At 45.2% G+C, this 12,640-nt stretch carries 11 protein-coding genes; 4 read left to right on the top strand and 7 right to left on the bottom strand.

The annotated features are described in order from the left end of the window. The 3 genes from silB to silC form a co-directional block, all read right to left on the bottom strand. Positions 1–1,293 (bottom strand): Cu(+)/Ag(+) efflux RND transporter periplasmic adaptor subunit SilB, encoded by a 1,293-nt coding sequence (silB, locus tag PUZ33_RS08565; RefSeq protein WP_000157620.1) that lies wholly within the window; start codon positions 1,291–1,293, stop codon positions 1–3. Positions 1,294–1,406: 113 nt separating this feature from the next. Further along, positions 1,407–1,760: a cation efflux system protein CusF gene (gene cusF, locus PUZ33_RS08560; protein WP_001246155.1), complete on the bottom strand. Its 354-nt coding sequence runs from the start codon at positions 1,758–1,760 to the stop codon at positions 1,407–1,409. Between the two features lie 27 nt (positions 1,761–1,787). After that, a complete protein-coding gene (gene silC / locus PUZ33_RS08555) occupies positions 1,788–3,173 on the bottom strand; it encodes a Cu(+)/Ag(+) efflux RND transporter outer membrane channel SilC (protein ID WP_000475506.1) in 1,386 nt (461 codons plus the stop codon). A 189-nt stretch (positions 3,174–3,362) separates the two neighbouring features. Between silC and silR the strand changes: the two genes are divergently transcribed. From silR to copM, 4 genes are all read left to right on the top strand, one after another. After that, complete coding sequence (gene silR, locus PUZ33_RS08550; RefSeq protein WP_000697968.1) at positions 3,363–4,043, top strand: copper/silver response regulator transcription factor SilR; 681 nt, start codon at positions 3,363–3,365, stop codon at positions 4,041–4,043. Then, entirely contained in the window at positions 4,036–5,517 is a 1,482-nt protein-coding gene (gene silS, locus PUZ33_RS08545) for a copper/silver sensor histidine kinase SilS (RefSeq protein ID WP_000555736.1), read from the top strand. The genes silR and silS overlap by 8 nt, the downstream gene beginning before the upstream one ends. Positions 5,518–5,761: 244 nt before the next feature. Then, positions 5,762–6,193, top strand: a complete 432-nt coding sequence (silE, locus tag PUZ33_RS08540) for a silver-binding protein SilE (protein WP_000790485.1) — start codon at positions 5,762–5,764, stop codon at positions 6,191–6,193. 147 nt (positions 6,194–6,340) lie between these two features. Continuing rightward, positions 6,341–6,691: a CopM family metallochaperone gene (gene copM / locus PUZ33_RS08535; protein ID WP_000647570.1), complete on the top strand. Its 351-nt coding sequence runs from the start codon at positions 6,341–6,343 to the stop codon at positions 6,689–6,691. Between the two features lie 168 nt (positions 6,692–6,859). Here copM and PUZ33_RS08530 read toward each other — a convergent pair whose 3' ends face one another. The 4 genes from PUZ33_RS08530 to PUZ33_RS08515 form a co-directional block, all read right to left on the bottom strand. Next, entirely contained in the window at positions 6,860–8,686 is a 1,827-nt protein-coding gene (locus PUZ33_RS08530; protein WP_001239419.1) for an AAA family ATPase, read from the bottom strand. Positions 8,687–9,249: 563 nt separating this feature from the next. Beyond that, positions 9,250–9,549, bottom strand: a complete 300-nt coding sequence (locus PUZ33_RS08525) for a helix-turn-helix domain-containing protein (RefSeq protein ID WP_001097216.1) — start codon at positions 9,547–9,549, stop codon at positions 9,250–9,252. A gap of 352 nt (positions 9,550–9,901) precedes the next feature. After that, a complete protein-coding gene (locus PUZ33_RS08520) occupies positions 9,902–10,828 on the bottom strand; it encodes a hypothetical protein (RefSeq protein WP_058680833.1) in 927 nt (308 codons plus the stop codon). Between the two features lie 11 nt (positions 10,829–10,839). Continuing rightward, positions 10,840–12,396, bottom strand: a complete 1,557-nt coding sequence (locus PUZ33_RS08515) for a TnsD family Tn7-like transposition protein (protein ID WP_001324699.1) — start codon at positions 12,394–12,396, stop codon at positions 10,840–10,842. Positions 12,397–12,640: the final 244 nt, after the last annotated feature.

Here is a 12,640-nt window from a genome sequence, read left to right as displayed (position 1 = left end):
TCAGTGCCCTGAATGCATATTTACAGGCTGGTCAGACATTGCTGGCATACTGCTTTCTGTTTTTTCAGGGTGGCGCATACGTTCCAGTGCGCCCGTAATATTGGCTTCAGAGTCAATGAGGAACAGGCCACTGACCACCACGGTATCGCCTTCATTCAGGCCGGAGCCGATGCCGGACTGTTGCTGTGACTCATGCAGAACGTGGATCTGTTTCGGCACAAACTTGCCTTCATCATCAACAGTAATCACGCGCTGTTCTTTGCCGGTATCGATAACGGCCTGGCTTGGTATCAGCAGCATCTCCTGGCTTCTGGTATTCAGTTTCAGATAGGCATTCATGCCCGGCTTGAGAAACTCATCCTTATTAGAAACCTGGAGACGGACCTGAAGCGTACGGGTTGTCTGATCCACGCTGGGAAGAATATTCCATTTTTCGACATGGAATGTTTTATCCGGATAAGCCGGTACCGAAATTTCAAACTGCGACGTATCTTTCAGCAGATAGGCGATAGATTCTGGCACTGCAGCGCTGATCCAGACCGGGTCCATTCCCTGAATCTGAGCCACCACCTTATCTTTCGAAATATTCATGCCGGTGCGCAGGTCAAATGCAGTAATGACACCATCAATAGGTGCTTTAATGGTAAAACGGGTCTGAATGCTCCGGGTAGAACGCAGTCTCTGAATATCCTCTTCCGGCATACCTGCCAGGCGAAGCCGTTCCAGAACGCCTTTAATTTGCGTGGAAGTACCACCGGTGCTGGATAACAGAAGGAATTCACTCTGTGCTTCCACCCAGTCCGGAATGGTAATATCGATAAGTGGCGTCCCCTTCTTCACATGATCGCCAATCGTCATGGGGTAGACTTTTTCGACAAACCCGTCAGAACGCGCCTGCACAATAACAAACTGATACTCGTTATAGCTGACATTAGCCGGGATTGTCTGAGAATAATTCAGCATTCCTCGCGTGACTTTTTGCGTTTTTAATCCCAGATTCTGAACCTGGGTTGGGTCGATACGGATCCCGCCACTGCTTTTATCGCCACTGTCATCAGCATATTTTGGCACCAGGTCCATATCCATAAAGGGCGATTTTCCGGGTTTATCAAATTTGGTATCCGGTTTCATTGGGTCATACCAGAAAAGCACCTTTCGTTCCGGTGCCTTTTGTTCTGTTTTTTCTGTCTTTTGTGCTGAGTTTACATACTGCCAGGCAGTAACCGATATCAGCCCCCCTGCTATGAGGCTGCTGATAATTATTGCAGCATATTTTATCTTTAAAGAAGCCATACAATTTTCCGCTAAAAAATCAAAACACCTGGCATATGCGCCTGACGGTTAACTCACACATATACCTATGTGAATGTACAGGCGCACAGGATGTAATCGCTCCGGACAGCCAATCAGGACTGCGTCACGTTAATGCTTTTGAGTAAAGAGATATTGCCCTGCTGAATAAACGAGAAATCGACATGGTTGCCTGTTTTCAGGGCATTAATAGCATCGTCTGCATTAACAAAAGTAAAGCGCATGGTCATTGCAGGCCAGCCCACCGCTGGAATTGCTTCATGCGAAATGGTGATTTTCTTAGTATTCATATCAATGTCTTTAACGACACCGGTGCCCTTGATAACTTGCTGTACCGAAGCATCACTGGCAGTATTCATATCGCCATGCTGATGTGTTTCAGCATGAAGACCGGCAGAAAACATGACAGAGAAGGCACCAAATAAAACGGCTTTAAGTGAATTACGCATTTTAATTTCCTGATTAATTAAATAAATTTACTCTACCCAACCGCCACCCAGCGCGGTAAACAGATTAATTTCGTTAACCTGCCGGGAATAGGTAAGATCGAGAATGGTTTGCTGGGTAGCGAAGAGGGAACGTTCTGCATCCAGCACTTCGATGTAACTGACAGCACCACTTGCATACAATCCTCTGGCACGCTGGAGAGTTATCTGAAGTGAATCAAGATAACGCTGCTGTGACTCAAGTTGCTGGCTAAGGCTGTCGCGCAGCGCAAGCGTGTCGGAAACATCCTTAAAGGCTGACTGAATTTTTTGTTCGTAATTAACCACCGACTGTTGCTGGCGAATTTCAGCCAGCTTCAGATTGGCTTTATTCCTGCCAGCATTAAATATAGGAATTTCAATTTTAGGGATAAAATTCCACATTCCACTTCCTGACGTAAACAGGCTGGACAGCTCCGTACTGCTTGCGGAAAGACCACTGGTCAGGGTAATTGAGGGGAAAAAGGCCGCTCGCGCTGCGCCAATATTGGCATCAGCCGCTTTCAGCTGATATTCCGCTTCCATAATATCCGGTCGCTGCAGCAAAATTTGTGAAGACAGATTTGGTGGCAATTTTACTGGGGCTATCTCCCCGCCTTTCATCCCTTTTTCTGACGGAAGTGCGCGGTACGTTCCCAGCACCAGTTGCAGGGCATTGTTTGCCTGAGCCAGATCGCCTTCTCGTTTGGCTATTTCGGCGCGGGTACTTTCGATTTGTCCTCGCGCCTGTTCAAGTGCCAGAACGTTCGTACTCCCGGTCACGAGCTGCTGCTCAACGAAAGCATAGGACTGTTGATAATTTTTCAGCGTTTCCCGCGCAATACGAAGTTGTTCGTACGCCAGTTGCTGGCTGAAATAGCTTTGTGAAACGTTGGATACCAGCAGGATGTGTACGGCCCGACGGGCTTCTTCGCTGGCAAAGTAGTTCTGGCGATCAGCATCACTCATGTTCTTAAGTTTGCCGAAAAAATCGAGCTCATAGCTGAGCTCCAGTCTCGCGTCGTACTCCTGTGTGGTCGGCTTGTCACCTTTCAGACCACCGCTGTATGTTATCCCGGATGAGGCATTCAGCTGGGGATAACGATCTGCATCCGTGACGTTGAACTGGGCTCGGGCCTCTTCAACCTTCAGGGCAGCCATTCTCAAATCACGGTTATTAGTCAGAGCTTCACCGATCAACCGGGTAACCTGGGGATCGACAAAAAAGTTACGCCAGCCCGTATCCTGATAGCCATTTACCGCTGGCGTCAGGCTGTTATGGGACAGTGAAAACTGCTGGGGTACCGGTGCTGCGGGCCGCTGATATTCAGGCGCAAGCGACACGCAGCCTGCCAGGATGAATATCGTGCTAATGCTGAGTAATTTTAATTTGAACATAACGCTTCTCGTCCAGGCAGACCTGGTAAATGGTTCAAATGAAGTCCAGAGTATTGATAGGGGTACTTTACCTAACGCTCTCTGTTTGCCGGGTGACAGGATAATGACAATGTTGTCATTTTTGCTGTAATCCGTTGATAACGATCGTGGGCGCAATAGAATGACATTAGCAGCCAGCCGGGGAGCAAGATGAAAATATTGATCGTCGAAGACGAAATTAAAACAGGTGAATATCTCAGCAAAGGGCTTACAGAGGCAGGGTTCGTAGTGGATCACGCTGATAATGGTCTTACCGGATATCATCTCGCCATGACAGCCGAGTATGATTTAGTCATTCTGGATATCATGCTACCTGATGTGAACGGCTGGGATATCATCCGCATGCTGCGCACTGCCGGAAAGGGTATGCCGGTCTTACTGCTGACAGCCCTCGGCACGATCGAACATAGGGTCAAAGGACTGGAACTGGGTGCGGACGATTATCTGGTTAAACCCTTTGCGTTTGCCGAACTGCTCGCCCGGGTGAGAACCCTTCTGAGGCGGGGAAACACGATGATCACGGAAAGCCAGTTTAAGGTGGCTGACCTCTCGATTGATCTCGTATCCAGAAAAGTCAGTCGCGCCGGAAACCGCATTGTGCTCACCAGTAAAGAGTTCAGCCTGCTGGAATTCTTCATTCGCCATCAGGGAGAGGTTCTTCCCCGCTCCCTGATTGCCTCTCAGGTCTGGGACATGAATTTTGACAGCGACACTAATGCGATCGATGTCGCAGTAAAGCGACTCCGCGCTAAAATAGACAACGATTACGAGACAAAGCTGATCCAGACAGTCCGGGGCGTGGGCTACATGCTGGAGGTCCCGGATGCATAGCAAACCTTCCAGACGCCCTTTCTCACTCGCTCTGCGGCTGACCTTTTTTATCAGCCTGTCCACGATACTGGCTTTTATCGCATTCACCTGGTTTATGCTGCATTCTGTTGAAAATCATTTTGCCGAGCAGGATGTCAGCGATCTTCAACAAATCAGCACCACACTGAACCGTATACTGCAGTCCCCGGTGGATCCGGATGATAAAAAAATAAGCAAAATAAAGGAATCAATTGCCAGCTACCGCAACGTTGCCCTTTTGCTCCTCAATCCCAGGGGGGAAGTGCTCTTTAGCTCAGCTCAGGGGGCGGCACTACGCCCGGCAGTGAATTCAGCAGATTTTAGCGAGCACAGCCGCGCACGGGATGTCTTTCTCTGGACGGTGGAGGATCCTGCGGGACCGATGGATACCGGGTCCGAAATGAAGATGGAAACATACAGGATTATCGCCTCCTCTGGTCAGGCGATATTTCAGGGCAAACAGCAGAACTATGTCATGCTGACTGGCCTATCCATTAATTTCCATCTCCATTACCTCGATGCGCTGAAAAAGAACCTGATTGCGATTGCCGTCGTGATAAGCCTGTTGATTGTTCTGATCATTCGAATCGCTGTCCGTCAGGGGCACCTGCCCCTTCGTAATGTCAGCAATGCCATTAAAAACATCACCTCCGAGAATCTTGATGCGCGACTGGAACCGACACGCGTTCCCATTGAGCTGGAGCAACTGGTTATCTCGTTCAATCATATGATTGGAAAGATTGAGGATGTCTTTACCCGCCAGGCCAATTTCTCTGCCGATATCGCGCATGAGATCAGAACGCCCATCACCAATCTGGTGACGCAGACTGAAATCGCACTGAGTCAGGATCGAACACAGAGGGAACTTGAGGATGTCCTCTATTCCAGTCTTGAAGAGTATAACCGGATGACCAAAATGGTCAGCGATATGCTGTTCCTGGCACAGGCAGATAATAATCAGCTGATACCTGACAGGGTCATGTTTGACCTCAGAGCGGAAGTCATGAAAGTCTTCGAGTTTTTCGAAGCCTGGGCCGAAGAACGCAATATCACGCTCAAATTTAACGGGATGCCCTGCCTGGTTGAGGGAGATCCACAAATGTTCAGAAGGGCGATCAATAATCTGTTATCCAATGCCCTGCGTTATACCCCGGAGGGACAGGCAATCACCGTCTCAATAAGAGAGCAGGAGAGCTTTTTTGACCTTGTGATTGAAAATCCGGGGAAACCAATCCCTGAAGAGCATTTATCAAGGTTGTTTGACCGTTTTTATCGGGTGGATCCGTCCAGACAACGAAAAGGAGAAGGCAGCGGCATCGGCCTTGCGATTGTGAAGTCAATCGTGGAAGCACATCACGGAAGAGTGCAGGTGGAATCGGACGTACACTCAACGCGTTTTATCTTATCCGTGCCCAGACTGGAGAAAATGATTCCGGACACCCAGTGCTGGGAATAAAGATTTAAATGACAAAGATGTCATTAGCCTGTCATGCAGCAAACAGAAGCCATTCGATATAATTAGTGCAACTTATCAGGAAGGCTGGATTGCTTTATCAATATCCGGCGTCAGTGGACGCCAGGAAATGAATATCCAGTCCCCTCCCGGAGAAATAAACACTTCCGAACCTGTTTCAGTTATGGAACTGAAAACACCGGTTGTACTCCCCCGGACATCACTAATTAAGAAATGGAGAGTTATCATGAAAAATATCGTATTAGCATCCTTGCTGGGCTTTGGCTTAATTTCTTCGGCCTGGGCCACTGAAACCGTGAATATCCATGAGCGGGTCAACAATGCACAGGCACCTGCTCACCAGATGCAGTCTGCTGCGGCTCCTGTCGGGATCCAGGGGACTGCACCTCGTATGGCCGGTATGGACCAGCATGAACAGGCCATTATTGCTCATGAAACCATGACGAACGGGTCGGCGGATGCGCACCAGAAAATGGTGGAAAGTCATCAGAGGATGATGGGAAGTCAGACCGTTTCCCCTACCGGGCCGTCGAAGTCATTAGCGGCAATGAATGAGCATGAAAGAGCTGCAGTTGCCCATGAATTTATGAATAACGGTCAGTCTGGCCCACATCAGGCCATGGCCGAAGCGCATCGTCGCATGCTCAGTGCAGGCTGACGGCGAGGGAAGTATCTGTGCTGTCCTTATTTCCTTGATAGATTTTTCCGTAACCGGATATATGGCAACATCTTTGCCCCCTACAGGGGGCATTTTTATCAGATTCTGCTACAGTTAACGGGCATCAACGCTAAAAGGATATTTTTTATGAAAGCCAGAAACACTTTATTTGCAGTATTAATGTTATCCCTGCCAGCGATTTCAGCAGAACATTCAGAAATGAAAATGACTGATATATCTACCTCGGCTTCGTCACAGGAATATATGGCTGGCATGAAAGACATGCATGACAAAATGATGGCTGCCGTAAATGAGTCCGATCCCGACAAGGCTTTTGCGAAAGGCATGGTAGCGCACCATGAAGGGGCAATAGCAATGGCTGAGACCGAGCTCAAATACGGAAAAGATCCGAAAATGAGAAAGCTCGCGCAGGACATCATTAAAGCTCAAAAAGGTGAAATTGAGCAGATGAATAAATGGCTTGATAGTCAAAAGTAAACATTGTAGAAATGTCACGACAAGCGTGATTTTACATCGTTCCTGGGCGCGGGAGTCGGTTAATCTTTATATAATTCAAACCCGATTAATTTCGGGTTTTTACTACTCTGTACTCCGGTCCTTTGTTGAGGACCGGAATATATGCACCTGAGATGCTTATTTAATACATTATCTCGTCATGGATACAATGTCGCTCAGGATCTCAACCAGCTCGCTTCTCTCCTGCGTTCCGTCATGATAGGTTGATCTTGAGATGATTCTTTCTGATGTCATCTGAGGCCAGAATTTATCTAGTACATTATCGGGTTTCATTCCCACAGCCCGGCCGATTATTTTTTTAGCGTCACAGGTGTCCGTAAACGTGACGGCTACACCAGTAATTTCCTCGATAAGATCCGGGCACAGATAGTTTTCTATCTCACGTTTGCGCGTAGCGAAAAATACCTTACCGGCCTCCTCTACTTCTTTTTTACGCTTCTGGATGGACAGAACCTGTGCAGGGTCTCCCCCAATATCGGAGTCCAGAAATACGCACCAGGGAAGCCCCAGATCTTTGGCCAGATTCAATGTAACCCAGTGTTTGACGCTACCACACCCTCCTATGAGGACTGGCACTATTTTCACGTCCTCCAGAGAGGCTGGCAGCGCACCTGACTGTTTTAATGAACTGGCCGCATGCCTCAGGAAAGTAACATCCGACTTTCCCTCTACCAGAACAATCCCCTGCGCCCTTTCCATACCGGTCTCTGGCAGCACCCCCAGGCTTTCAGTGGCTTCCTTCAGCACTGCGTCATCCGGCATTTTTACTACGGGTTCACCCGCCTCATTTCGGGTAACATAACGTACGCCTTCGACAGGGATTAATCCGGCCAGCGCCGGGACATGGGTGGTGACGATAATCTGACGGTGCGGCTGGCCTGCCAGTGCCAGTAACGCTTTCATCAGCATCATCTGATAGTTCGGATGCTGTGACGTTTCAGGCTCCTCTATGGCATAAATCACATTTCTGGGCGTCCCCGCGACATTCTTTTCAGCCTCAGCCCGAAAAAAATTCAACAGGATAAGCCTCCTTATCCCGCTGCCGCGCTTATTGATGGGGATGCCATTTTCCCCGTCCAGGGTGAAATTGAAGGTCCACTTGGGTTTCTCCTTAAATCGTGGAGTCAGTTCACTGGCGAGTTCGGGGGCCATTTCACGTAATTTATCCAGCGTTCTCTGTGCGACATCCAGGACGCTGTCCTGAATCTCATTTTCCAGCGCTGTAATTTTGTCCTGCAGCGCAGCCTGAGCGTCTTTTACGGCCTGCTGTAAGGGGTTTTTAGCTTCGGAATCCCCGTCGCTGCTTTCCCTGTCGGCTTTGAAAATCGCATACGTGGGCAGCAAATCGAGGATCTTACCCCATAATGATTTTGTGTCGGTTCCGAACTCTTTATCGACATCCAGCATAATTTCCGAACAGGTATAGGGGGCTGCGGCTTCCCTGATGGCCTGACGCCATAACGATGCAGTGCGTTTATCCGCCACATTTTTTTCAACTTCTTTTCCCACCGCCTTGAGCTCAGAAATTTTCATGCCCAGTAAATTTCTCAGGGGCTCCTCATCCGGGTGGATGCAGCGGATGCAGGTCTGCTCCGGTTTTCCTGAGGTCGTTGCTTTAAACGTTTTGACGATTTCAAAATTGCCGTCCTCATTCAGCAGATGTTCTGAGGCGAGCGTGGTCTGCACCCTGTCGTCGATCATGATAAAATCGGGCAGGTCATCAAATTCACAGGCTATTTCAAAACGGCCGTCCCCTTCTCTTAGGCTGAAACAGTTCATGTCATTCTTGTCAGCCTTCATTCCTTCTGTTTCAAAAAAAATAGCCAGCGCTTCCAGAAGCGTTGATTTCCCAAAGTCATTACGACCGACAATACCCGTCATGCTTTCATCAATAATGATTTCAGTAGAGTTTCTGTAGCCTCTGAAGTTTTTCAGTTTTAATTTTCTGAGCCGCATATGAAGTCCTGTGTGTAAGAAAGCGTTTTGCTGCAACCTGAATACAAAATATATTTTCAAATGCCTGCCAACAAGCAGGGATAACCGTTATTCAGAATATCTTAACGACATTTCGGGATTATGATCTGGTCGCGCTTTCAGAACTTTACTGCCCCTCAAAACACCGGAAACTAACTTGTGGTTGGTTACATGGCAAAGTTAAAACTCCAGAATCACGGGTAATGATTTCAATGCTTATTATATTTTTTGGAATTGACTCATGAGCTTTATAATTTAAATGATAATAATAACCATTCTTTTATGCGTAATATTTGCTACTGACACTGATGAATTTAAAAGAAGATAGATTTTCATTTACGGATAATTTCCTAAATTCATCGATAATGTGATCGACATAAAATTTTCACTGAAGAATGAAGAGATAATTTAAGGCCGAGCGAAATAGCTCAAAATGGTGTATTTAACATAACAGAAGAAATGAAAGGCTCTATCGCAACCTGATACTTCAGGCCGCTAAGGGGTTAATCTTGTTGAAGAAAAATTAGACCGGGAAGCGCCAGGCGTCACCATTTCTCCCGCCTGGCTGGAAGTGAAGAATAATTGTGCATAGCTCCGTATTCGGGCTTTGCATCTGACAATGGTTCCCTGGATGAAAGTACGATCTCCACTCCAAGGACGCTGAACACCCTAAACAAACGCTCAAAACCCGCACTTGCAGGGTTGGCCTCTAGTCGGGCATAAGTTTGCTGTGTTATACCCAAACGTTCAGAAACATCTTTTTGCGTCAGTCCATTGGCTTTGCGAAAGCCGATTAAAACAGGACGTAACTGATTCAAAGTCTTCAAAGCGTATTGAGTGTTCATAAGTGACCTTCCGTATCGACGAGTTAACAAGCATAACGCAGGGATTTACAGCATATAGGCTGTAATGCTCATTAACAGACTATAGGCTGTAATACGAATCCTGCCAAGATGCGGCATCTTTCAAATACAAGGCCGTATTGGGTAAGCAGTACACCGTTATATAGCACCCCTTGCCCCTTTGCTGGAGAGGGACCCACGTGATCGCAGGTCTTTTAGACGTTGTTGCTAACCGGCATCATACACAGGTGGTAACCCCCAGGGAAACTCTATGAGTGATAATTTATTCCTGCCCCAGTCAAAATATAAAACCTTATCTAACTAGCTTTCTTAGTATTTTATAAATGAAGTGAAATTAGCGAAGAAGTTTTACATTGTAAAGTGAGCAAAAATATTTACCATTCAACTGGCAAAATTTACAATCTGCAGCCCTTAGCCTGAGAAAATGCACATTAACAGAATAATCATCAAGTCCGACAGAGGCATAACTTACGTCCTCAAAAATATCAGAAATAAATGAGTTGAAATTACAAAAATTAACTTCACTTAACATCTTGAACACCGCAGAAATATATCTATCATGCATTATCTTGACTTCGATAACCTTAGATAAACTTGAATGCGACTTACATTTGAAGAGATCAAAGAGAAAGTAAATCAGCATATTTTTATTGTCCGAAATCCATTTTAAAATTTTATTACGTGCACATGGTAATATATACACTGGATTTTTGAAAGGGTTTGAAACGTCAACCACAAGGGAACAATAACCATGAGGATTTATTCCACTTATAATTAAGTCACTAAGTCCTTTCACTGCATTCAAATAGTTATCAAAACAAACCTCATATAAACTGGTACTATGAACTGCACATTTAGATTCAAACAACCATCTATGACGCAGATAACCAATGCCTTTAGAGTGTATATCTTCAACAATACATTTGTGACAGTAACGAATGTTTGAGATGTTTACCAATGGATATGAATTAGTTATGTGAAAATTTTTCCGACAGGCATCTTCAACAGCGTTAAAATACCCGTAAACACCAGAAGATAACGACACTATATTGGAAGTTAGTATATAACCATTTCTAGTGGCAAGAATGTCATATATATCCTGCAAGCTATGCAATTTGTACATATCAATCAGTTCGAAACGAGGAAAGGCATCGTACCTTAGTGCGCCATGCTTTGATATTATGTTCCTGCAATTGGATAAGTTATACATTATCTGTGAACGCAGAAGAAAACTGTGCCACAATTCATTTTCGTAAACCATATAACTCCCTCTTATTTAATTAGTTCCATTTTTCTGAGAAGTATCATTGTCATTGGTAGTTTATCTCTGTATTTCAAAAGCCAGCCATGCCCTCCCAGTAAAGCATCTAGACTTGTAAGTGACATCGAGTACTGCCCCTGAGATAAAACATCATTTATTAATGATGATGAGATAATATCTCTCTCGCTCCAGTCTACTCTTTTATTTTTATAGCATCGTATTGTTTTAGGAAGACAGGAATTAAGCCAGTCACATTCATGTTTATTTAGCCAATAGAAACTTGCATAACAACTTTCTTTGACTAACTTTCGTGTTATAGAAACGGATTGATTATGTATAAATCTTAATATTTTCTGCTTATGACGCCGTCTTAAAGAATCTTTTTTACATTTTTTACGCCATGAGCATAAACCGTAACAAGATGAAATTACAGAGGATACAGCTCCTTCCGATAATGAGTTTTTCTCAGCTATGGATGCCAGACTAAACCCCCTTACAGCCATAGACTTGATAAGCAATTCAGTGAATATATTAATTTTTGTGTTTCGCTTAAATGCCCTCAGGTATTTTTTATAAATAAGTGTTTTAATGTAACATCTGCTGCGACTAAATTCCTTCCCAAGGTTGCTAACACTAGTATTATTTTCAACTATATGAAAACTGTATTTCTTATGACTTTTAAAGATTTCTTTCTTTTTATTAGTACGACTTCCTGCATACGTTGGCCAGCAAGTATTTAACAAACAATAACAAAGCAAAAGATGCTTTGTGGGATGCTGACAACATTTGTCTTTGAGTATAGGCTCCCAGTAATGATAATCAGTTAGGGATGTTGGTATAAGTCCCGATGAACCCTCCCCAAATAACTGGCACTTAGCATAAACATGTGCGTAGAATACATTTTTCTTTAAATTTCCATCCAATGATAATAAATTCAACTTTTTAAGTACATCCATGTAATTGGGGTGTGTAATATCTTTTCTTCTGATTATATTTAGGGACTCATAACAAAACTTAGCAAAATCGAAGTCTATCTCATTGCTAAGTTGTTCTGTATACGAAACAGGAGGCATCAGTCCAATACGTATGTGCGGTGAAGAAGGGACATGGATGCTTTCAAGCGCTACCGGATGCCGATGGCAGGTTGTAACCCCATGAAGCTGATGCGCCAGATGCCAATAAGTAACACCATAATGAAAAGTATCTTCACGAGCGCAAACCGGGCAAAACTTCAATAGTGTGCGCTGCCCTAGTGAAAAATTACTAAGGCGGCACAATCGATTAAGCCTGGCAGGGGTCGTGTTGAAATCCATAATTTCATTACGACTGATTGGTAGTGCCCAGGCAAAAAGAGGGAGTAAAGTCTGTTCATGCCAGAGCTGATCTGCACTTTCGGATGTATGAAGAGAAATAGCCTTTAATCCTGAATTGAGAATTGGATGGACGTTCATATCAGGTTTGTTGAAAATGATCGTTAACAGAGAAGATGGGGACATACCGTACACGGTAGTTGTCCGACAAAACCGGCTGAACAAGGATTCATCAGGCAAAACAGGCAACATTCTCATTTCCCACACCTCTCTTTGACCGTTACGAACTGTTACCTCATTACAATTTATTAAGTGGATCTATATTTATAAGCCCGCAACGCTGAAGAGCATCGTAGGTATTTTTCTTTTCAGCTGTTTGAATCGCCACGGGTTTAACAGACACCTCAGAGTCATTTAAGATGGCTTAAAGAGAGGTGCCCATGAGCGGTAAGCGTTATCCCGAAGAGTTTAAAACTGAAGCAGTCAAACAGGTTGTTGATCG

Source organism: Enterobacter cloacae complex sp. 2022EL-00981 (assembly GCF_028737495.1).
GTDB lineage: Bacteria > Pseudomonadota > Gammaproteobacteria > Enterobacterales > Enterobacteriaceae > Enterobacter > Enterobacter cloacae.
The sequence above is the reverse complement of the archived record's forward strand: the minus strand, read 5'-3'. Positions and strand labels throughout refer to the sequence as shown.

Excerpts from the sequence above, each read along its gene's own strand:
- cusF (WP_001246155.1), bottom strand. The coding sequence starts at position 1,760 with ATGCGTAATTCACTTAAAGCCGTTTTATTTGGTGCCTTCTCTGTCATG.
- silB (WP_000157620.1), bottom strand. The coding sequence starts at position 1,293 with ATGGCTTCTTTAAAGATAAAATATGCTGCAATAATTATCAGCAGCCTC.
- PUZ33_RS08525 (WP_001097216.1), bottom strand. The coding sequence starts at position 9,549 with ATGAACACTCAATACGCTTTGAAGACTTTGAATCAGTTACGTCCTGTT.
- silS (WP_000555736.1), top strand. The coding sequence starts at position 4,036 with ATGCATAGCAAACCTTCCAGACGCCCTTTCTCACTCGCTCTGCGGCTG.
- PUZ33_RS08520 (WP_058680833.1), bottom strand. The coding sequence starts at position 10,828 with ATGGTTTACGAAAATGAATTGTGGCACAGTTTTCTTCTGCGTTCACAG.
- silC (WP_000475506.1), bottom strand. The coding sequence starts at position 3,173 with ATGTTCAAATTAAAATTACTCAGCATTAGCACGATATTCATCCTGGCA.
- PUZ33_RS08515 (WP_001324699.1), bottom strand. The coding sequence starts at position 12,396 with ATGAGAATGTTGCCTGTTTTGCCTGATGAATCCTTGTTCAGCCGGTTT.
- PUZ33_RS08530 (WP_001239419.1), bottom strand. The coding sequence starts at position 8,686 with ATGCGGCTCAGAAAATTAAAACTGAAAAACTTCAGAGGCTACAGAAAC.
- silR (WP_000697968.1), top strand. The coding sequence starts at position 3,363 with ATGAAAATATTGATCGTCGAAGACGAAATTAAAACAGGTGAATATCTC.
- silE (WP_000790485.1), top strand. The coding sequence starts at position 5,762 with ATGAAAAATATCGTATTAGCATCCTTGCTGGGCTTTGGCTTAATTTCT.
- copM (WP_000647570.1), top strand. The coding sequence starts at position 6,341 with ATGAAAGCCAGAAACACTTTATTTGCAGTATTAATGTTATCCCTGCCA.